15 protein-coding genes are annotated in these 23,306 nt (G+C 34.5%); 5 read left to right on the top strand and 10 right to left on the bottom strand.

Annotation, left to right across the window (positions count from 1 at the left end):
- The first annotated feature begins 2 nt into the window (after positions 1 to 2).
- Positions 3 to 1,283, top strand: a complete 1,281-nt coding sequence (amtB, locus tag J3U14_RS01075) for an ammonium transporter AmtB (RefSeq protein WP_267351324.1) — start codon at positions 3 to 5, stop codon at positions 1,281 to 1,283.
- A 106-nt stretch (positions 1,284 to 1,389) separates the two neighbouring features.
- Here the strand turns inward: amtB and J3U14_RS01080 are convergent, their stop codons facing one another.
- Both J3U14_RS01080 and J3U14_RS01085 read right to left on the bottom strand, forming a co-directional pair.
- A complete protein-coding gene (locus J3U14_RS01080) occupies positions 1,390 to 1,869 on the bottom strand; it encodes a hypothetical protein (protein ID WP_267351326.1) in 480 nt (159 codons plus the stop codon).
- 347 nt (positions 1,870 to 2,216) lie between these two features.
- Positions 2,217 to 2,636, bottom strand: a complete 420-nt coding sequence (locus J3U14_RS01085) for a hypothetical protein (protein WP_267351328.1) — start codon at positions 2,634 to 2,636, stop codon at positions 2,217 to 2,219.
- Between the two features lie 696 nt (positions 2,637 to 3,332).
- On the opposite strand from J3U14_RS01085, the gene dsdC reads away from it, so the two are divergent.
- Positions 3,333 to 4,268 (top strand): DNA-binding transcriptional regulator DsdC, encoded by a 936-nt coding sequence (gene dsdC, locus J3U14_RS01090; protein ID WP_267351330.1) that lies wholly within the window; start codon positions 3,333 to 3,335, stop codon positions 4,266 to 4,268.
- Positions 4,269 to 4,330: 62 nt separating this feature from the next.
- Here the strand turns inward: dsdC and J3U14_RS01095 are convergent, their stop codons facing one another.
- From J3U14_RS01095 to fdhD, 4 genes are all read right to left on the bottom strand, one after another.
- Positions 4,331 to 5,236, bottom strand: a complete 906-nt coding sequence (locus J3U14_RS01095; protein WP_267351332.1) for an EamA family transporter — start codon at positions 5,234 to 5,236, stop codon at positions 4,331 to 4,333.
- A 184-nt stretch (positions 5,237 to 5,420) separates the two neighbouring features.
- Entirely contained in the window at positions 5,421 to 6,662 is a 1,242-nt protein-coding gene (locus J3U14_RS01100; RefSeq protein WP_267351333.1) for a nucleoside permease, read from the bottom strand.
- A 55-nt stretch (positions 6,663 to 6,717) separates the two neighbouring features.
- Complete coding sequence (locus J3U14_RS01105) at positions 6,718 to 7,536, bottom strand: purine-nucleoside phosphorylase (RefSeq protein ID WP_267351335.1); 819 nt, start codon at positions 7,534 to 7,536, stop codon at positions 6,718 to 6,720.
- Between the two features lie 245 nt (positions 7,537 to 7,781).
- Positions 7,782 to 8,588, bottom strand: a complete 807-nt coding sequence (fdhD, locus tag J3U14_RS01110) for a formate dehydrogenase accessory sulfurtransferase FdhD (RefSeq protein WP_267351337.1) — start codon at positions 8,586 to 8,588, stop codon at positions 7,782 to 7,784.
- 207 nt (positions 8,589 to 8,795) lie between these two features.
- Here fdhD and J3U14_RS01115 point away from each other — a divergent pair, with 207 nt between their 5' ends.
- Positions 8,796 to 9,326 carry a DedA family protein gene (locus tag J3U14_RS01115; RefSeq protein WP_267351339.1) on the top strand — a complete coding sequence of 177 codons (531 nt, stop codon included), beginning with the start codon at positions 8,796 to 8,798 and terminating at the stop codon, positions 9,324 to 9,326.
- Here the strand turns inward: J3U14_RS01115 and mscM are convergent.
- Together mscM and asd are read right to left on the bottom strand one after the other, a co-directional pair.
- Positions 9,323 to 11,932: a miniconductance mechanosensitive channel MscM gene (gene mscM / locus J3U14_RS01120; protein WP_267351341.1), complete on the bottom strand. Its 2,610-nt coding sequence runs from the start codon at positions 11,930 to 11,932 to the stop codon at positions 9,323 to 9,325. The two genes, J3U14_RS01115 and mscM, sit on opposite strands and share 4 nt — an antisense overlap.
- Positions 11,933 to 11,936: 4 nt before the next feature.
- Positions 11,937 to 12,785, bottom strand: a complete 849-nt coding sequence (asd, locus tag J3U14_RS01125) for an archaetidylserine decarboxylase (RefSeq protein ID WP_267351343.1) — start codon at positions 12,783 to 12,785, stop codon at positions 11,937 to 11,939.
- Between the two features lie 894 nt (positions 12,786 to 13,679).
- On the opposite strand from asd, the gene J3U14_RS01130 reads away from it, so the two are divergent.
- Positions 13,680 to 16,226: an autotransporter outer membrane beta-barrel domain-containing protein gene (locus J3U14_RS01130; RefSeq protein ID WP_267351345.1), complete on the top strand. Its 2,547-nt coding sequence runs from the start codon at positions 13,680 to 13,682 to the stop codon at positions 16,224 to 16,226.
- A 372-nt stretch (positions 16,227 to 16,598) separates the two neighbouring features.
- Here J3U14_RS01130 and J3U14_RS01135 read toward each other — a convergent pair whose 3' ends face one another.
- Together J3U14_RS01135 and J3U14_RS01140 are read right to left on the bottom strand one after the other, a co-directional pair.
- Complete coding sequence (locus J3U14_RS01135) at positions 16,599 to 20,057, bottom strand: autotransporter outer membrane beta-barrel domain-containing protein (RefSeq protein ID WP_267351362.1); 3,459 nt, start codon at positions 20,055 to 20,057, stop codon at positions 16,599 to 16,601.
- A 522-nt stretch (positions 20,058 to 20,579) separates the two neighbouring features.
- On the bottom strand, positions 20,580 to 22,001 hold the full coding sequence (locus J3U14_RS01140) for a sodium:proton antiporter (protein ID WP_267351364.1): 1,422 nt from the start codon (positions 21,999 to 22,001) through the stop codon (positions 20,580 to 20,582).
- 231 nt (positions 22,002 to 22,232) lie between these two features.
- Here J3U14_RS01140 and rlmF point away from each other — a divergent pair, with 231 nt between their 5' ends.
- Positions 22,233 to 23,192, top strand: coding sequence for a 23S rRNA (adenine(1618)-N(6))-methyltransferase RlmF (gene rlmF, locus J3U14_RS01145; RefSeq protein WP_267351366.1), 960 nt, complete (start codon positions 22,233 to 22,235; stop codon positions 23,190 to 23,192).
- Positions 23,193 to 23,306 lie beyond the last annotated feature (114 nt).

Consider the following 23,306-nt stretch of genomic DNA (forward strand, 5'->3'; position numbering starts at 1 on the left):
TTATGTTAAAAAAATTAAGTTTAGTGTTTGGATTATTGGTTTCTGGTTCAGTATTGGCTAATGAAGTTCCTATTGCTGATAAAGCAGATAATGGTTTTATGATGATTTGTACTGCACTGGTACTATTTATGTCTGTACCGGGTATTGCACTTTTTTATGGTGGATTATTACGTTCTAAAAACGTGTTATCCATGTTGTCACAAGTATTGGTTACCTTTTCATTAATCACCGTACTTTGGATAACGTATGGCTATACCTTATCCTTTGGTCAGGGAAATTGGTTTTTTGGTAATTTCGATCATTTTTTATTGATTGGTGTGAAGATAACGGACTTGTCGGGAACGATTTATGAGCTGATTTGGATCGCTTTTCAAGGCTCTTTTGCCTGTATTACCTGCTGTTTAATACTGGGGGCTTTTGCGGAACGTATTCGATTTTCAGCAGTATTAATTTTTATGGTAATTTGGTTTACATTCGCCTATATACCGATGGCTCATATGGTTTGGGGCGGGGGGATATTAGGCGATGAAGGGTCATTAGATTTTGCTGGTGGTACGGTGGTTCATATTAATGCTTCCGTTGCCGGATTAATTGGCGCCTATCTGCTTAAAAACCGTATCGGTTATAATCGTGAGCCCTTAAAACCTTTCAATTTACCTTATGTGTACTTAGGGGCAGCAATTCTTTATATAGGCTGGTTTGGTTTTAATGCGGGATCGGCAACACAAGCCGATGAGATTGCCAGCTTGGCTTTTATTAATACGGTCGCAGCAACGGCAGCCGCCGTTTTAGCGTGGACCATTGCCGAATGGGTATTGCGAGGTAAACCATCATGTTTAGGCGCTGCTTCAGGGGTTATTGCTGGATTAGTTGGCATAACGCCAGCCGCAGGATTTGTCGGCGTTGGTGGCGCAATGTTAATTGGTTTGATTTGTGGTTTTGCCGGTGTTTGGGGTGTATCTTCTCTTAAAAAAAGGTTAAAAATTGATGACACCTGTGATGTATTTGGGGTACATGGCGTCTGTGGTATTGTAGGTTGTTTGCTAACTGGTGTATTTACAGCAGAATCGTTAGGCGGCATTGGTTATGCCCAAGGCATGAATATGCTAAGCCAATTAGGTATCCAATTAATGAGTGTGATTACCTGTGTTGTTTGGACAGCTATTATCGCATTGATTGGTTATAAAATTGCCGATTTGTCAGTTGGATTACGTGTATCAGAAGAGCATGAACGTGAAGGATTAGATATTAACAGCCATGGTGAAAGTGCCTTTAACAGTTAGCACTGATAAATATTAGTATTTGTTCTAACAAACCTATTAAATAAATTACAGGGCTTATACCCTGTAATTTATTAGACCTAGTATTAATTATTGTTAAAACTATTTTTTAATCATCCCAAAGCATAATGGCATTATCTTCAGTTAAGATTAAAGGTGGAGCAAACAAATGTTCTTTTATTTGTGTTGGGATCACATCAACATCACTTAGATCAAGTTCCACATCTGGGTATACTTTAGCCATCTCTTTCAATCGAGTACCAAGTAATTCCTTTACTTTATTGGACTCTTTAGCCAAAGCTATCTCATCTTTTAACATACCGATTTGTTTCTCATGGTGTTCGGATTCAAATATTTCCCCAAATATAAATGAAAACTCTTTATTTTTACGAAAAGTATTTTTTTCGTTGTACTCTTTTTCTTTATACTCAGTATGATGTAATTTAAGCTCCTTAATACGTAATGCAATGATTTCATCTACGCAATCCGGATAATTTAGTTTAGAGTCTAAATAGCTTAAAGTATTTTGTTTTGTTACTGATTCACTGTTTTGTACTAAGGTAAATAATGGTTTTTTATGTGTCTTCATTCTATAACTTCCTTTCTATTTCAGGACAATAATATAACAATGTGTCGGACAATGAAAAAAACGATTGTTACTTGTTTTCTTAAGATACTTCTTGTTACGGCGCTACATCAGTATAAAATAACTAACTTCCAGTTTTTTTGTAATTTCCTTATAACAAGTCGATTAAATGCTATTCAACAATTAATAAATCAAGTTAAAAAATTATTATTTACTTTATTTTTACAAGACGAAAATTAAAATTTAATGCCTCCTGTCATTACTAATACACTTTATAATGGATAAAACTAACCAAGAACTTAACACTAATTTCGAATAAAAATACCAATAAAATTACCAATTCTGTTCGGCTAACTCGTTTTCATATCACTCTTTAAATCAAATTCAGCTTGATCTCCATAATGAGAAAATATCGACATAGGTATAAGCTTTCCTAAGAAAATAACTATATTGTTAAGCAAATAATTACTTAAACTGTCGAGATGATAGTGTTTTTCTGGAAATAATGTTGTGTTCGATATGATAATTTTATTTGGCTTAATAATTCCTTTTGTTACAGCCGCTTTTGGAGATGATTTCTCGTGATAAGAAGTACTTCTTACTAGTTGTTGATCACATTCCATTACGCCTATTTTTGTTAATACTTGAAAAAATAATTTTTGAGTTAAAACGGTTATTCTTCGTTTAGACCAAGAAAATATTGCCAATTTAACAAGACTAATCACTAAATGGTGGCTTAGTAGACGTTTTTCAAGGTCTTGAAACATCATAATCCTATTCCTCTATATTATTTTATTGATTTAAAAAATAAAAATGTAGAAACAAGTATAACAAATCAAACTATTAAGGTTACAAAAGCATAGAAATTGTTCATTGCAATAAAGATTGTGGAGGAATATGTTTAAATTAAACATAAAAAATGGATAAGACATTTTGCTAGACGCATTTAAATTTAATATTTATTCGATCTTATTCACTCTCACATTCTTATTAAAATATTAGGATGACTATATAGCAGTAACTTAAATTAACGGCTAAGTTGTCTAACCAATATTGACTACAACAAACTCATTACATTCATCTCAATTTTATCGATCACCATTCTTTTAAGCCGGTTTAACTCACTAAATAGGCTAATAAGACCAGATAAATGAATAACAATTCACGACAAAAACTTCAATCTACGTTATACTAATGATTAATTTAGTAAAAATTATAAATTTTGAATTAAAAATGCCGTCTTTTTAAGCTGTTAAATACTGTTATTATTAGATGTTTTTGATTAATATTTGACAAATGATAAATAAACAACTTAACATGAACTGGATTCATCTAAAAAAGTAATTTAAAACCAGCAAGTCCTTCTTTTCAATACTTGTCCTACATATTATTGTTTGTAAATGTAAAGATGAAAGTTGAAAAACAGCTAACTGAAGTTTGACCGTCGAAGTACAGGAGAATTACAGATGTATGATGAAAATAAATATTTGGCACAAAGCCGTATCGTTAATCGTTATCAATTAGCTAAACTACATACTTTTGAATCAGCAGCTCGCCATTTATCATTCGCTTTAGCCGCAGAAGAGCTTTGTATTAGCCCAAGTGCTGTCAGTCATCAAATCAATAAATTAGAAGATGAGCTAGGTTTTAAGTTATTTCAGCGTTTTCATCGTCGTATTGAATTGACTTATAATGGCAAAAATCTTTTTAGTGCAGTAAAAAATTCGCTTCGTAGTTTGAATCAAGAAATTCTGGAAATAACGAATCAAGAGGCAGCTGGAACATTAACGGTCTATGCAAAACCGTCATTTACTCAATGTTGGTTAGTCCCTAAACTTGCTGAATTTACTCGACAGTATCCGTATATCAGTTTGAATATTTTGTCCGGTAATGAAGTGAGTAATTTTAATCGTCATCATATTGACCTTGCCATCTATTTTGATGCGCTACGCTATGAAGAAGTTCGTTATGACCATTTGATGAATGAAACCATTATTCCAGTCTGTAGCCACGCTTATGCGCTTAAACAGGATTTATATGGTAATGTGGATAAATTGACCAATTGTACTTTGTTGCATGACGGACAAGCTTGGGGACATGACTCCAACTTAGAAGAGTGGAAGTCATGGGCAAATAATTTTTCATTACCTTTTGAACTTAATGATATCCCCAAAATCATCTTTGATCGTTCTGATTTAGCTATTATTGCCGCTATTAACCATACCGGTATTGCCATGGGACGAAAACAGTTAATTAGTAAATATTTGGAAACGAAAGAGTTGGTTATGCCTTTTCCTGATATGGAATTATTATGTAAACAGCGTTATTACATTTTAAGACCACAAACCAAATATAATCCGAAAGCGGATATTTTTATTAAATGGCTTAAACGTTATGTTTAAGCCTTGATGTCAGAATTTGTATATATAAAGCGAATTAGTCTTATTCGTAAATTATAACACCGTTATGAGCCTTTCTTAAGATTTTTCAGATTTAACAATGCAATGGCTGATAGAATAATGATGACGCCGATCCATTGCGTTAACAAGACAGATTCTTTCAAATAGAAATAAGAACAGGTCACGGCTATCGGAAGTTCAGCTGCCGATAATATCGCACTAAATGAAATGCCAATTTTTGGCATACCAACCGAAAATAAAAAGGGCGGTAAAACGGTTCCTAATAACGCCAATAAGAATCCTAATACATAAAGTGGGTCTGAAATACTGTATTTAAAAAAGAATAACGGTGGAAAAATTAAAAACGTAATAATACATGCACCCGTTATCATTAAGGCACTTTTTTCAAGCTTTGGTAAATCGTTACCCACATTACTACTGGTAGTGATAAAAAGGGAATACATTAAAGCGGCTAAAAATCCAAATAAACAGCCTGAAAAATTTAAATGAATGTCTTGATTAAGAACGCCTGCTGCTAAGCAACTACCGATGATGATAATGCCTACTGTCAAAAGTTGAACGCTACTGGGTTTATTTTTAAATATGACAAAATCAATAATGATACTGATCCATAAATATTGCATCAGTAGAATAATGGCTATTGATGCCGGAACTAATTGAACACACTGATAGTAGCAGATACCAACTAAGCCGGGAAAAATTCCAACAGCACACACTTTCCATTTTGGGGTAGAAGGAGAATGTTTAACAGGGGTTGCTTTGGGTTTATCTAAGCTTTTAACGATTAGGTGACTTCCCCATAGTATCAGCATACCCAAAAAACATTGCACACCGGTAACTTCACCTAATGTATATCCAGCTTGATAAGCGGTTTTTACAATAGAAGAGAGGACACCAAAACTACATGCCCCTAAAAAAACTAGAAAACTGCCTAAAAATTTTTCTTTCATATTTGAATCTCAATACTTTTGTAACAAAAAACTTCATCGATAATTTTCGATGTAAAACATAATCACAGGGGGATTAGCCCTGTCGTTTATTCAAGTTCATTAAATGAGTGATGATAATGAATACGAACTGATTCGATTTAGAAGATAAACATGTTGTTATAATCCATTATATGAGTTGACTATCCTATTGTTTAATTTGTTTATTGCTTATATGGTCATCATGAAAACTAAAGTAAAACACGATAGCTAAAATGAGTGCATAAGACGCAAAAATTAACCATATTGCTTGCCAATCTTTTACATTATTATGGGTACACATATCGACAACTAAACCACTGATAATTGAACCTAAATAAGCCCCGACACCGTTTACCATAGTCATAAATAAACCTTGTGCGCTGGCTCGTATACTTGCATTAACCTCTTTTTCAAGAAAAATTGAACCGGAAATATTAAAGAAATCAAATGCACAACCATAAACAATCATGGATAACATGAGCATAACAAAACCAAATGGTGTTGGGTCACCAAATGCAAATAGTCCGAATCTTAAAGTCCAAGCGATTAAGCTTATCATTATGACCTTTTTTATCCCCAATTTTTTGAGAAAAAATGGGATAGTTAAGATAAAGGCAACCTCTGCCATTTGTGAAACTGAAGATAAAATAGCCGGGTACTGTGTAATTAGACTATTTTCAAATTGCGGAATCTTATTAAAATCACGCAAAAAGGTGGTACCAAAAGTATTGGTTATTTGCAAAATAGCGCCTACTAATACCGAAAATAAAAAAAACACCGCCATTGTCGGTTTTTTAAAAAGTACAAATGCGTCTAATCCTAATCGAGAATGCCATGACTGTTTTATTTTTTTATGAATCGTTATTTTAGGTAGTGTCGAACTGTAAATGACAAGTATGATTGATGCGATACTGGCTACATAGAGTTGTGCATGACTCTGTTCTAATTTAAGTAGGCTTATTATCCACATTGCTATAATAAAGCCTACGGTACCAAAAACCCTTATTTTAGGAAAAGCTTTTAATGAATCAATATTATTGTTGTCTAAACAGTGATAACTGATCGAATTCGATAAAGCGATAGTGGGCATAAATGCTAAAGCATTCGCTAACATTACCCAAAATAATGGATTAGGTTGAGTGATTGATGCTGCATAAAAAAGTGCAATGGCACAGATTGTATGACATAGCATGAAAAGGTATTTAGGTTGTAAAAATTTATCTGCAATAATGCCGATAATGCATGGCATGATTAATGCGGCAAGTCCCTTTGAACTAAACACTAATCCTATCTCAGTCCCTGAAAAATGGAGAGTATGACTCATATAAGAGCCAAAGGTAACCAGCCAGCTTCCCCAAATAAAGTATTGGAAAAACAACATTATTTTCAATCTATTGCTTATGTTCATTACAGATACCTACAAAGTAAACCCTTAATACAACATCAACACAATAAAACAGTGATTAAAAGCGTGCTATCGTTTTGGTAATTAATTGTAAAAACGTTGATTTTACACGTTCTGCTGTTTCAATCACTTCTTCATGCCCTAATGGTTGATCCAAAATACCACAAGCCATATTCGTTAAACAGGATATGCCTATCGTTTTAATTCCCGAATGATGAGCAATAATGGCTTCAGGCACAGTGGACATACCGACTGCATCTGCACCTAATACCCGAATCATTCTAATTTCTGCTGGTGTTTCATAAGTTGGCCCTGTCCACCAAGCATAAACGCCTTGGCGTAAGGTAATATTAAGTTCTTTGGCAACGTCTAAAACGGTTGCACGTAATTGTTTATTATAAAGTTCACTGACATCTAAAAAACGTACACCTAGTTCATCGTTGTTCGGGCCAATTAAAGGATTATCTGCCGTCAAATTAATATGATCAGTAATCAGCATTAAATCACCAGGATTAAAACTGGTATTCACTGCACCACAAGCATTGGTGATAATCAGTTTTTCAACGCCCAGCATTTTCATGACTCGCACCGGAAAGGTCACTTGATCTAACGAAAATCCTTCGTAGTAATGAAAACGTCCTTTCATGGCAACTACTGTTTTATCGCCGCTTTGACCAATAACTAACTCATTAGAATGTCCCACAGCAGCTGATTTTGCAAAATGAGGGATTGTGTCATAAGGAATATGGATTGCATCTTCAAGCGTATCGGCAAAAGGGCCTAATCCTGAACCTAATATAATACCGATAGTTGGTTTTTTATTGGTTTTTTGTTGAATATAGCTGACCGCTTGTTGAATATCAGATGTTTGATGCATGGATGTATCCTTAAATTGTCTGTAGATGTTTGTAAGAATAAATTTTGATGAAGCTAATTCATCTTTTCAAGATTAATGTATTATTAATAAATTCATTTTGAGAATGTGTGATGGCGTTGTTATTTTTGGCACATTCTTAAAATCGCCGTAGTATGTCATATCTAAAAAAATAATTAATCATCTTTTTTTTAAAACGCGAAAAAGATCACATAAAAATTTATCGTTAAACTCGCATTGTTCACCTTTTAACGTATTCGGTGACTAGCTGAATAAATCACACCTTTATCATTTTTGAAAAAACCGATTAAGGTTAGATTACTTTTCTTGGCCATTTCGACTGCCATCGAGGTTGCAGCAGATACCGCCATCAATATTTCAATTCCACAATGAATAGTTTTTTGTACCATTTCATAACTGGCTCGACTTGAAACAACAATAACACCTTGAGGAAAATTCGGATTTTTTTTAAGTTGTGTCGCTCGAAAGCCTAACAATTTATCCAATGCGACATGTCGACCTATATCTTCGAAACCAGCAATAAAATTACCTGCTAAATCAAGTAATATTGCAGCATGCGTACAACCCGTTTGTTCACCAACAGTTTGAACACGTTTTAATGCTGACAATGCTTGATTAAAATAGGATAACTCAATGCAATGAGTGGATGACAAGGTAGGCATGATGTTACAGACTTGTTCAATCTGTTCCGTACCACAAATACCGCAACCTGTTCGACCTGTTAAGTTCCGGCGCTTTTGTTTAAACTCAAAAAATCGCCGTGATGATAGCTCAATGTGCACTTCAAAACCATTTGTCACTTTGATAATGTCAATGCTGTAGATGTCATCTAGGGATTGAATAATACCTTCTGTTAATGAAAAGCCGATAGCAAAATAGTCAAGGTCTTTAGGGGTTGCCATCATGACAACATGTGAAATACCGTTATATACCAATGCAACAGGGGTTTCTATAGCTAAAACATCATGTTCTGAATGGATGGGTTGATTACTGTTAAATTTTTCAACGGTAATATGTTCTAAACCGATTGTCATAGACTTTCTCTGGCTATCTGTCTTTTATAAAACGTTATGGCTAAGTGATTAGCTATTATACGCTATCTGGATTTGTTGAAAATAGGGTATTAGCATACTTAAAAATAGTTGTAAGATAATTCATAATGCACTGATAACTTAACGCTAATAATTACTTATTATGATAAAATAGGTCACCATAATCAATTGAAAATTTGTGATGCAATTATGTCATTAAATGAAATTACACACACCATAATGCAATTTATTGAAAATCATCAAATCTGGGCTTTGCCCATTATATTTTTATTAGCATTTGGTGAATCGCTTGCCATTATTTCTTTAGTGGTTCCAGCAACGGCTATATTATTAGGTGTAGGTGCATTAATTGGAACAGGTACACTCGCTTTCGTACCGGTATTGATTGCTGCTTCGCTAGGAGCCATTTTGGGTGATTTAATTTCATATTGGTTAGGTAAACATTATCATCATCAAGTTATCCATTCTTGGCCACTTAAAAAGTATCCTAAATTGGTTTTTCGAGCAGAGCAATTTTTTCAACGTTATGGTGCGTTAGGGGTTTTTATCGGGCGTTTTTTTGGTCCGTTAAGAGCCGTAGTGCCGTTAGTTGCTGGCGCAATGCATATGCCAACAACTAAGTTTAATTTAGCTAACATCACCTCAGCACCGATATGGGCATTTGTTCTGTTAGCGCCAGGCGCCTTTGGCGTGCCTTGGTTAGAGACACTTTTTGGTTAAATGGTTCCTACAGTATAACTACGACGCCCACTTTTGCGACCCAGTGCCTCTAAATTGGTTTGTAATGGTGGGAAAGGGAGTGTCAGACCGTTTTCACGGTAGGCTTCTAGGATTAATTTATGGATTGCACTTCGTAACACCATGCGATGTCCCATTTCAGCAGCAAAAACACGCAGTTCAAATAATTGAATACCTTCTTGAATATCCACTAAAAAAACTTGCGGTTCAGGGTCTTTAAGCACATATTCACATTTATCCGAGGCTTTTTGAAGTAATTCAATAACCAGATCACTATTGGCATCAATTGTAGCCGGTATAGTGAGTACAATTCGTGTAATAGAATCTGACAATGACCAGTTAACGAGTTGTTCGGTGATAAATGCTTTATTCGGCATCACAATCTCTTTTCGATCCCAATCAACAATAGTGATGGCTCGAGTATTAATTTTGGTGATATTACCAGTCAGATCCCTGATTGTTACGGTATCGCCTATTCGGACTGGTTTTTCGAAAAGAATGATTAATCCCGAAATGAAATTTGCAAATATTTCTTGTAAACCAAAACCTAAACCAACACCAAGTGCCGCTATAAGCCATTGTATTTTCGACCAATCTATCCCAATAAATGAAAAGGCCATCATGGAGCCAATCATTAAAATGATATATTTTGATAAGGTTGATATTGCATAACTGGTGCCCGGTGCTAAATCTAAGTGTTGCAATATTCCCAATTCCAGTAATGCAGGTAGATTTTTAACTAATTGGACGGTAATTGTCATCACCAAAATAGCAATACATACCGCGCCTAAAGTAATATATTGTTCAACTTCGGTACCATTGATGATCGTGGTAGTTCCCCAAAGTTTGATATTATTCATAAATGCGAATGCTGAATGTAATTCAGACCAAAGTAAAATCATACTAATTAAAGCAATTAACATGATGATAGAACGCACAAGTTGTAAAGATTGTGCACTAATCACATCTAAATCGATAACAGGCTCATCAACGTTGTCAGCCAGATCTTCTTCGGGTGTTTTAGCGCGTTGCAGACGTTCAAGACGGCGTTGTTTAGTTCGTTCAAATTCGATACGCCGTTTTTGTATCCACATCCAGCGACGAATCATAAAATAGATAACGAGAAGTCCACACCAAATCACGACCGATGCTTCAAGACGACCTAATAAAACTTGTGCCGTTGATAGATAACCCAAACAAGCAGCAATAATGGCAAGCCATGGCGCACTAAGAAGTATTAGCCAAACGATACGGCTTAATAAATTTTCGCCCGATCCTTTTTTATCAATATAAAGTGGAACGCCTGCTCGGTGGATAGAGTTAGTCATAAACACTAACGCAAAGCAAAGAATGATAAACGCAATACGCCCAATAGTTGCGGCAAATTGACGATTACTGAACTGATCAAAGCTCATGACAACCATTACCAATGGTATGACAAGCCATACCGATAATTGATAATATTTCATGGCTGCACGGACTTTTTTAGATGACCAACCAAAATGACTAATAAACAAGCCGTTTTGTGATGCCAGATGTGCCGTGATGATAAATACCCATAAAATTGGAGCAGCAGCATTAACACCGTATCCTAACGCAACGGCAACAGGATAATCCCAGTTGAGTTGTAATGCATAGCCAAAGACTGCCCATAAAATAGGAATCGGTAAAGCCATGATTAAAGAATATATGACGACTTCTAAAGTTAATGAAAAGTTATCTTGCGTTACTTTACCCACACGGGAGGCAGATTTATTCAAAAATGCGTAATATTTTTTACGCATTTTAAAATGCACAACGACAAATAATATCGATAAAATCAGTAAAAAAAGCGTTTTCGGGGTCGTCAGTATTTGGATTCCCGCTTTATATAATTGTGAAAGCGAGTCGATCGAAAAAATAACATAATTGACGTCTTTAGCTAATTGTAACGGAAAACTCAATGATACGGGATTTACATCAGCAACCCAAAAGAAATATCGATGAGCAGCATCATTCACTTCGTCAATAGCATTAATTAATTGCTTATTGGCAATTTTTAATTTGGTTAATTCTAAAATCGTGGTATCTGTACCTGCGATTAACGTCTTAAGTAACTCGCTTTGTTCACGTAATAGACGGCGATATTGCGAGCCTTGTTTTCCAGCGTTAATTTGATTAGATAAATTTGGATAATTATCCAAATTTTTAAGAACATTACTGTAATTAAGTTGTTGAACTTTTGCTTTGGCTATTTCTGCGTCGAGCGCTAAAGATTTTGGTTTTTCAGGTAAACGTAATAATTGTTGACGTAATGTTTCACCTAATGCCGTTGAAAAGCTTAGCCACTCCCCTTGTTCATCGAGAGTAGCTAGGGTATTTTGAACATGAGAGATTTGCGTTGATATATTTGTCTGTTCGTTAATTATACTGGTTAAATGAATCTTTTGGCTTTCCATATTTTGGCGAAGATCTTCATTAGTCTCGTTGAGTTTATCAACGATTTCAGTAAGTTGTTGAACATCATCAATAGTCGTTATTTTTTCTTCAGCGAATAGGGTTGAAGAAAAAACCATTAATAACAAACACAATAATCCACGCATCCACATATTGTTAAATCCTTTCAGCTAATTTTTGACCTACACGTGTTACATCCCCAACTTTAAGATCGTTTGAAAATTCAATCGCATTTGAAGCAAATAATGTAATAACGGTTGAACCTAATTTGAAACATCCCATGTCTTGACCTTTGCTGAGTTTAATTTCATCAGAATATGTCCAACGTTTCATGATTCCTTCACGTGGTGGTGTGATTATTCCAGCCCAATCTACTTCAATACTTCCGACGATCGTAGCCCCGACTAATATTTGTGCCATTGGCCCCAATTCTGTTTCAAAAAGGCATATAACACGTTCATTACGCGCAAAAATATTCGGAATGCTTTCTGTTGTGGCTTTACTGACTGAAAAAAGTGAACCAGGCACATAGATCATCTCGCGTAATGTACCGTCACATGGCATATGGAAACGGTGGTAATTTTTGGGCGATAGATAGGTGGTGGCATAAGATCCATTTTGGAAGTACTTAATCATATCTGGATGACAAGCAACCAAAGATTCGAGTGAATAAAAATGTCCTTTTGCTTGTAATAATTGGCTATCTTGAATTGTACCAAATTGGCTTAACACGCCGTCGGCGGGCATGATAATTGAATTTTCAGCCGTATCAATTTCGCGAGCATCTTCTTTTAATTCCCGCGCAAAAAAGTCATTAAATGTTTTATAGTCTGCGGCATTAGTGAACTTTGCTTCACTTAAGTCGACTTGATATAACTTACAAAAGCCTTTAATCATCCATGTTGTGACTTTTCCCAACTGTTTTTTGGCTAACCATCCAAAGATAATTGTTAAAAACTGTTTTGGAAGAAGATACTGAATAATTGCTTTAAGCTGATTTAACATAAGTCACTCTCAAATTATTGTAAAAATAGGTCATTATAACAATAATTATTATGAAAGTATAAAACGAACTAAAACCAAAACTGAAGCCTTATTGTTTATTCGCTTTATTATGAGTAATAAAATGATCGTTTTTGCGTGGATTAAGAAAACATATTTGAACTTAACCAGACGTTTTATTTAAAGCCTCAAGCAGGATGAGCTATTACGCATTTAAATAAAAATTTGCTAATGAATGTTGATGGATGCTGGGGTAAATTCGCTGTCAATTTAAAACAGTTATTGATGAAATAGTTAAAAGTTAAAAGGTTAAAATATTCATGTTAATTTAGTTGATGCTTTTAAAAAATGCCTTTTTTTGCGTTCATCATTTAGTTAAAAAAATGACTGAAATTTTTATTATAAATTCAATTGCAACCTCATTTTGACATGCGTCAATATAAACAACTTATCTTTTCTAAAATGATTTTTGGGAATTATTGTGATTATCTAAATTAAATAATTGTTAATGAATTAACATAATCTATACATAAATAAATAATTATTTACAATCATTAGAGTTTGATATTAAATTCTATTTATAAAAAAAGTAAATATTTTTTTATAGCATATAAAATTTGGATATTAAGTTGTCATTACTGATTCATTTTTCTCAATATCAATAAATTTTTTTATTTGAGTTAAAAATATCATGTAAATAAAAATAGGTAATGTAGTATTCAGCGCAAAGTAAAAAATAAATATTAATCAGTTGGTTATGGTTTTAAGGGGTGAGTTGAAAAAAAACATAAAGAATTTAAGTGTTATGACCGATATATAAATAAGCTTAAGGCAAGATGGAAATTTTGTGTTTTACACAAAATTAATTGATGGGATTAAATGAGAGTTGTTTTAAATATGGATCAAAAATATAGATTAAAGTGGAATGTTGCACTACAACGTTGGATTATGACTTCGGAAGTATTACGACATGGAAAATCAAAATTTAAAAAAATATTAGTATTAACAGCATTAATGGGCGCTCCCTATATTTCTTATGCTGATTGTTATGCCGGTAACAAAGCGTATGCTAACCAAGGTTCAACATGTGAATTTTCAAACGGTGATTACTACGGAACTAATTTATCACGCATTGAAGGTGAAAATACAACAGCAATATTTACCGCTGATAAGGTAAAAATGATAAGCCCTTCTTATTCAAGTAATCACACGCTAGCGATAGGTGGCGGTAATGGCGGACCACAAGTAGAAGGCGGGACAACAATATTTAATGGTGATTTGGAAATTATTACCGGTAATAAAGTTTCTCGTGGTATTTATATGTACAATAAGGGTACCCTTTTAATTAAAGGTGATTTAACGATAACTAAAAAAACCCCTACTGGTGCACCACTGGAAGTTGTAAAAGATAACAATGTGGTAACGGTCAATGGTGTTGCAACGTTTAACACTGATGGAGCAGATGCGATACGTAATGGTGGAAACATTACCTTTAATAATGATTTAATCATTAATAACAGTCAAGTCAGTGGTATTGGAATCAGCCTAGGCAACAAAGATGGAAATGAAAAGTATTCTGGTAATCTAACATTAAATAAAAATACGACAATTACTACCGCAGGAAAGGGTATCCATTTATGGTACGGAACCTTAACGAATAATGGAATTATCACCTTAAATTCAAATAATGATGTGTCAATAGTCCATGCAGCTGTCATGGGTGATGATACGACAACATTTAACAATAATGGAACACTTAGAGCTGATCCCGCTTCGACATCAATTGAACATATGTTTATTCATGAAGGAACAGGAACGTTTATTGTGAATAATAGCAATAATGGGGATCTTTCTTTTGATAAAGGTTCATTATTTAAAAATATCACACCAGGTACAATTAATATTAATAATGCAGGTAAACTTAGCGGAACAATGGATGCTAATGTAGGTATTATAAATCTTGATAATAGTGGTCAATGGTATATTAATGGCGACTCAAATTTAAATAATGTCATCAATTCAGGTCTCATTTCATTTGCTCATAAATCGCCAACTGAATTTCATATTATGGATGTGAAGGGTGATTATGTTGGAAAAAAAGGTATCGTGAAAATGCGTACTGTATGGGGAGCTACTGATAATGAAAGCGATAAAAATATTCAATCTGATACAATAAAAATTGCCGGTTCAGCTAAAGGGCATACCGTTGTTGTTCCTGTTTCTAATGATGGTAAAGAGAATATTATTGATGGTGATATAAAATCAATCACTAAAGCGATAAATACAACGCCTGTCATTTATGTTGCCGAAAAAAATAACGAAAAAGCCTTTAGTGGCACAGCAAAAACGAATGGCGTTGTTGAGTTTCAGTTAGCCAAACGCACAACAGAGAGTGGCGATGAATACTTTTGGACTATGGCAGCTAATTCGAAATCAGGCAAAGATGCTCAAAATGCTAAATTTGATAAGTTAATTTACGCAAATCCAGTGTCAGGTTATACATTGATGCCTCGTGTCAATTTAGAACAAGGGTATTCTAGTATAGCCAGCTTCAGAGAACGTCGAGGTGACATAACTTGTTATGATTGTAGTGAAATTAATGGAAATCATTCTTGGGGACGTTTTTTTGGGAAACATCATAAACAAGATGGTAAACAACGTTTAAATCTTGATACAAATATTTATGGTTTACAAATTGGTCATGATTTTTTTGTTAAACAGACAGATAGTCAAGATGTCATGATGTTAGGTGCTTATTTTGCCTATAGTAATGCCAATACTGATTTTTCAGATAAATATCATGCAAAAGATGGCGTTATCACACATGATAAAAAAACAGGTAATGGTAAATCAGAAAGCTTTAGTTTTGGCTTAACGAACACTTACTATACCCAAGGTGGGAGTTACTTAGATTTAGTAGGTCAATTATCTTATTTAACTAACAAATATCATGCTAAAAATAGCCATAATCCAGATAGTCAACATGGTTGGGCTGCTGCTGTTTCTGCTGAAGTTGGGCACGCTATTTCAGTGTTTGATAAAAATTGGTCAATAGAACCACAAGCACAATTGATTTACCAACATATCAATTTAAGTCACTTTAAAGATGGTATTCGTCATGTTGATCAAAATGGACAAGACGGTTTACGTAGTCGTTTAGGCTTAAAGTTATCCTATCATGATGATAACCAATTTAGTCAACGCAAATCTTTTTATGTTATTGGAAATTTATGGCATGATTTCGTGAATCCAGAAAAAACCAATATCGGTCGTAATCATATCAACGAAAAGTTTGCACGAACTTGGGGAGAAATGGGTATCGGTATGCAGTTACCTATAGTGACCAACATGAATCTGTATAGTGATGTTCGATATGAACATAACTTTGGTAGTACTCATCGTCAAGGTCTATCAGGGAATGTTGGAATGATGATCCGTTGGTAGTATGGAATATTAACGATTAATAATAAAAAGGATCGTACATCATTGGTTTTATAATGTTGTACGATCCAGTAAAGTAAAATTTAAAACGATTTAACACCGCTAAATTTGTCTTCTATCCTTCATATCCTAAACAACAGTATAAATAGATTACTCTTACCGATTGCATAGCCTATAACTTAGGTTAAATTGACAATTTTTAATATTACATCGTTTTGTCTGTCATTATTGGTCATTGTTAACCAATTTTGATGACGTCAATAAGCCATTTTTTAAGGCTAATCTTAGTTCAATTAATTATAGTAAATTAAGCGTTGAATATTCTGCCACATAAATTCAACATTACTTTCATGTGGCAGAATAGATTGATGATAATTACCAGTTTATTTTTAAACCGATGTTACCTCGAAAACTTTGATGTTTACTGCCACCAAAATTGTGTTCGTAGCGGACATCACCATATAGTTCACTTTGGGTAGTAATTGGAATATTTAAACCTAAACCAATTTCTCCCCAAGTTTTATTGAACTTCTCGCTAAGTTTATCACGTCCAATTTTTACATCATCAGGGCTAAAGAAATCATGCAAGATATTTACAATACCATATACTGACGTTTTTTGGTCTTCTGTATCTGTTGCATTATACGCAAACATGACACCAACACGACCACGTAATGTATCAGGATTATTCTGATCGACATGGCGAATATGATCATTAAAACTGTCAAGTTTCAAATACTGATATGTCAGTTGTGCTTGAGGTTCAATAGACCAATTCGTTCCACTTAATGGAATTGAATGACCTGCTTCAGCCGATAGCGCTACACCCCAACCATCTTGAGTGGATGGATTTTTACCTGTGCGAGCATTATATTTGTTGCGTAGATAAGATAATTGACCCACTAAGTCAACATAAGTGCCAGTACCGGTATAGTAGGTATTAGTGATACCCAAGCTGAAGTTATCTGATTCGCCTTTCCCTGTTTTTTTGTTACTGATAAGGATACCGTCTTTAGTACGATATTTATCAGAAAAATCAGTTTTAGCTCTGTTGTAAGACAGATAACCACCAAATAAATTCAGACCATTATTTTCCAACGATGTGATGGCGAAGTCGTGCCCAATTTGGAAACCATAGATATTGGTCTCAAAATTGAGGCGATGTTCACCATCTTGTTTTTGATGTTTACCAAAAATTCGAGCCCAAGTATTTTGACTATCGTCAGTAGCACAGTCCAAGCAATAGATATCTCCACGACGTTCCCTTAAATTAGCTAACGTTGTGTATCCTTGTTCAAAGTTGACACTCGGCATAAGTGCATAAGCCGCAATTGGATCGGCATAAATAGTTTTATTGGTTTCGACAAGTGATTTGGTTCTTGCTTTCATTGTCCAATAGTATTCATCTCGATTATCGACGGTACGTTTAGCTAACTGAACTTCTGTCAATCCGGTCGTTTGAGCTTTACCCGTAAAGGCAACTTCTGATCCGCTATTAGCAACATTGACAACTAAAACACTATTCAAACTTTTTTCAATTTGCTTTATATTACCATCAATAATGCGTTCTGTACCATCAGCAGATAATGGAACGATGGTCGTTGTTCCTTTAGCTGTTCCACTTATATTTAAAACATCTGACTTGATGCTACTATTATTTGGGTCGTCTGAAGCATTCCATATAGTATGCATTTTCACTGTACCTTGATCACCAACATAATCACCGGCAATATCAATTGAATAGAATTCGCTTGCGCTGCGGTTAAGCGATGTTGGGTGTTTAAAGTGAATGGTTCCGGCATTTTTGACATTGGTTAGAGTAGAATGTTCAGTGATTTCCCAAAGGCCAGAGTTATTTAAATTAATGCTACCATTTCCAGTTTCTATCTTGCCATACAAATTACCAGCATTATTAACGACGATAGTTCCTGTAGATGTGTTGGTAAAAAGATTACCATTGTTAGCATTCAATACACCCGTTTTCGCATTGTTAATTTCTAACATACCTGTTTTATCATGACTAACAATAGATTGAATATTATCAATTTTACTGGTATCTAATGTTCCAGCATTATTAAATACCGCTTTTTTGCCAGATTCGACAGTACTATGTATCGCTGCCGTATCCGTCACGGATTCAATAGTCAATTTACCTAAATTAGATAGTGAACCACCGTCAAGAATAATGGCTTTATAACCTTGCGGAGATTTAATATTTGTATTTTTTAATATTAAATTTCCACCTGTTTGATAAATAGCGCTTGATTCTGTCGTGGTTATGTCTAACTGTGAATCATCTGCGGCAATGATGTTTCCTCCGCTAAGATGAATACCGTTGCCCGATTGGGTATTGATAGTGGTTTGTTGATTCAAATTAACTGTACCATTTTCAACATGAATACCGTGAGTAGCATGTTTAGCATTAAGCGTGGTATTTTTGGCTAAGTTGACAGTACCGTTTGTAACTTTAATTAAATTACCATTATTCGCATTTGAACTGATATTTAATTGGTCGGCTTTATCACTATTGATTGTGCCACCATTAATATTGAGACCATCGCCCAATTCGGTAAAAATAGTCGTTTCTCGGTTAAGGTTTAATTTACTATTACCACCCATAGTTATACCATTACCGGCGCCTTTTGCAGTAAGGGATGTTTTGCTCGCTAAATTAATTTCTCCCAGATCTTGCAGTTTTATGACATCACCGTTACCGGTATCCGTATTATTGGAATTGACGCTATTGGTGGTTGCGTTAAGTTCGGAACCAAAAGACGCTTTCCCTTGTCCTGAGACATATAATGAAGTGCCTGATGCATAATGTTGATTCCCTGCACCATATGATTCAATTGTGGTTATACCATCAATATTCATTTCACCACCATAAATATCGATGGCGTTATGGCTAGCACCGCTTAATTTATTTGATTCTACACCCAGATTACCTTTCACATGAATCGAACCAGAAGTTTGAACAATTCCTTTTCCTTCTTTCATATTAATATTTAGATCATTATGAAATGTAGTGTCACCTGCGCTGTTTTTTAAACCAACATAATTTGCTTCAATATTGACGTTTTTCTCAAAATTTAAGATTCCCCCTAATTGGGTATCATTTAATTCCGAACCATTACGAATACCGTCACCATTCGATTTTATATTGGTTTCTCCTTTTACCGTGATGCGTGCTGAGTTTGCCTTCGTCAAAGACACGTCGATCGGGGCACCCGTTTCAAATTCGGTTTGTGACTGATCATTTTTATCGGGCCAGAAATCGGTGTGATTGATGTTTAAATTACCATTAACCACTAATTCACTATTGTCCCCTAATAAAATACTACTTGGTCGGTATTGTTTTTTTGTAGCATCTGGTGGTAAAGTTTGAGCGTTAAGATTAATCGTTAAATCGCCGTCAACGGTCACCGTTCCGCCTAAATTTGGACGATTATTTACTGGGTCTTGCTTAGGATAAGGTTCTGTCGTCCCAACGACCAAAGCATGATTTTGGTTTTTGCTGGTAATGGTCACTTTACCGTTAGTTGGATTAAAAGTCAGTTTACCGCCGTTATCAACAGTAATGACTTTATTATCTTGCCCTTTAGTTTCAATGCCCGTATAGCTGTCATCAGTAAGTTCACAGTTACTACCATTGACATTTATTTGGTTTTGAACATTGATTGAGCAAGGACCAGCTAATGCATTAGCGGAAAGCGAAGCCAATGCTGTTACTGCTAACAATTTTGAACTTTTCGTTTTCCCTTTTTTTGCCAGCTCTGAAACAACAACCCATTGTCGTTTAGAGGTGTGCCAGACTATTTTGTAAACTTTATTCATATTTTCATCCTTTTAAGGTATTTCTTAGTCAACTTTGTTAGAAATCAAGCCAACAAAGTTTTTTTTATAATTAGATCTTATTACTTGTCTTTAACGGGTTGCGTAAAAATTATCCTAACAATATTTACATTTAAATAATAATTTGATGTGAATTATGTATCTAAATTGATTTTATTGTCAGGAACTCGTTAAAGGCGATTAATTCTATTCTTATTCGATTAATAAGTATATATAAAAATCATCTTTTTATGATCATAATTTGATCAGTGAAATTAGTGGTTAAAATCAAAAATTAAATTTTTGTTAAAATGTGTAAGTGTGCATTTCGACCCGTGATTAGGGATTAATATTATTTCGATAGGCATCGGGTTAACATTAAAAAATAATGCTAATCCCGATGAAATAAAATTAAGTGAAGTGTTTTCAACTAGTAAAAAAGAAATATTTAAAGTTCTTTTAGGATTTATTAACAGGCAATATTCATCTGATGTCACTGACTGACCCCATTCTATTTTTACGTTGTCAAATAAAAAATAATAAATTATTAACAATAAAAACAGGGATTAATATGCTAATTGACCATTTCATATACCCAAAAAAACTAGGCATCTCGATTTGATTTTGGGTCGCAATACTTTTAACCATAAAGTTAGGTGCATTACCAATATAGCTTAAAGCCCCCATAAAAACAGACCCCATAGATACGGCTAACAAGGTCTTTTCAAGCGAAGTCATTAATATTGTTGCATCACCCGATGCTAAATTAAAAAAGACAAGGTAAGTTGGTGCATTGTCTAAAAAGCCTGATAGGAGCCCGGAAAGCCAAAAATACATACTATTAATGGGGTGCGCTTGTTGATTATTGACTAACGAAACTAGTGGCGATAACGCTCCGTCACTGCCTGCTTTTAAAATGGCCAGAACTGGTACGATTGTAATAAATATACCAATGAATAGTTTAGCTACTTCAATAATAGGTTCCCAATTAAACTCATTAGCTGTGCGAATGTTTTTCGGAGTTATGCAAATAGAAATTAGGGTGATAATGATAAAAACGCCATCTCGGACAAGGTTAGGTAAACTTAGATGCGTCCCGAATAGCGTTATCTCTATAGAAGAATGCCATATTCCAGATAATAGAACCATTGCAATAATCAGGATTAACAGTAACACATTATTTAATCCATAAAACTTTATGGAATTGTTATTTTTGGGCATTGTGGCTAAATGTTGCTTTCCGTATTGTAATTGGAAATAGTGGCGATCAATGAAATAAAAAATCGTGAGTAATAATGTCGAGGTTAACAATACTGGTAATAACATATGGCTCATTGTCCAGAAAAAATCGACACCTTTTAAAAAACCGATAAATAGTGGCGGATCACCAAGTGGTGTCAATCCTCCTCCTATATTAGCCACTAAAAAAATGAAGAAGATAATAATGTGAACGGCTTGTTTTCGATTGCGATTGGCTCTGATAAGGGGGCGTATCATTAGCATGGCAGCTCCAGTTGTTCCCATGATTGAAGCTAATAAAGTGCCCACTGCTAATAAGCATACATTTAATTTTGGGGTACTGACTATTTCACTTTTAATTAAAATACCACCTGATACGGTAAACAGCGCCAGCAATAACAGAATAAAAGGAAGATATTCAGCGAATATTGCATGAGTAGTTAGCTCAAGAGTTGATTGCCACCCAAAAAAATAACATGCTGATCCCATAAAGAGCAACGTCCAAAAAATGGTGATCTTGCCATAATGATGATGCCAAATTCGGGGGATCAATAATGGTAACAATGCTATCGACAACAAAATACCAACAAATGGGATACCCCAACAGAGTGATAGATGTTGACCACTAAAATCATCAGCATACAAGTCGAAAGGGATGAAGGTTAATATAATCAGTGGTGCGAGTGATATTTTAATTAATTGTTTCATTAGATCTATTTTAATTATTTATTTATCACCTATTATAACAAATATTTTAAAGGTAATAATGATTGCTGATTGTTGTATCCGTTACAGTTCTGAAAAGTTTGAATATTTGCTATGTTAATAGTTGCAATTTGCTAGTAACCTATGTGAATGATGCCTAATTCATCATGTTTGTATTTTTCTCAATGCAAAACGCCATTATAATAAATAATAGTACATATTTCTGGAATAAACATGCCAAACCGATCACCAACTATCAACACATCGCCTTTACATATTCGCAATAAACATCGCCATGGATATGACTTTGCACAATTAATTAAAGCTGTGCCAGAATTTTCAGCTTTTGTTAAACGGAATCAATACGGGAATTTATCGATTGATTTTGCTGATCCTAACGCTGTCAGAATGTTAAATAAAGCACTACTATTGACCTATTACCAACTTTCTTATTGGGATATTCCTAACGATTATTTGTGTCCACCAATACCCGGACGAGCCGATTATATGCATTATTTGGCTGACTTACTGGCAGAAGATAATCAACATATCATGATTACGGGTAAAAAAGTTCAGGTGTTGGATATCGGTATGGGAGCCAATATGATCTATCCTATCATTGGTCGAGCTGAGTATGGTTGGTCATTTGTGGGCAGTGATATCAATCCAACAGCCATCAAAGTTACATCATTAATCACAAAGGCTAATTTGTTACTCAAGGGATCTGTTCAATGTCGATTGCAAAAAAATTGTTTGGCGATTTTTGATGGGATTATTCAGCCTAAAGAGTTTTATATGCTTACCCTTTGTAATCCTCCTTTTCATGCGTCAGCGCAAGCTGCCTTGACCAGTACCCAGAAGAAACTTAAAAATCTAGGAAAATTGGGTGATTCAAAACAAAAAACAGTACTGAATTTTGGTGGGCAACATATGGAGTTATGGTGTCAAGGTGGCGAAAGTACATTTATCAGTAATATGATAAAAGAGAGTGCCAATTATAAAACTCAGTGTTTATGGTTTACGACATTGGTTTCAAAAAAAGAATCATTACCGGTAATTAGAAAACACTTAAAAGCCGTTAAAGCTATTGAGACAAAAATTGTGCCTATGGCACAAGGACAAAAAATTAGCCGTTTTGTCGCATGGACTTACTTTAATAAAGCGGATCGTCAACAGCTTCTAGCAAATTATTAATGTTTAGTAAAATATCTCAAACAGACTGATATTTAAGTACTACAAAGGCGAGTGATTAATCACCCAAGATGTCCTGCAAATAGTATTCAATAATTTTTGTGTTGTTAATTGACC

This window comes from Gilliamella sp. B3801, assembly GCF_026536645.1.
GTDB classification, from domain to species: domain Bacteria; phylum Pseudomonadota; class Gammaproteobacteria; order Enterobacterales; family Orbaceae; genus Gilliamella; species Gilliamella apicola_I.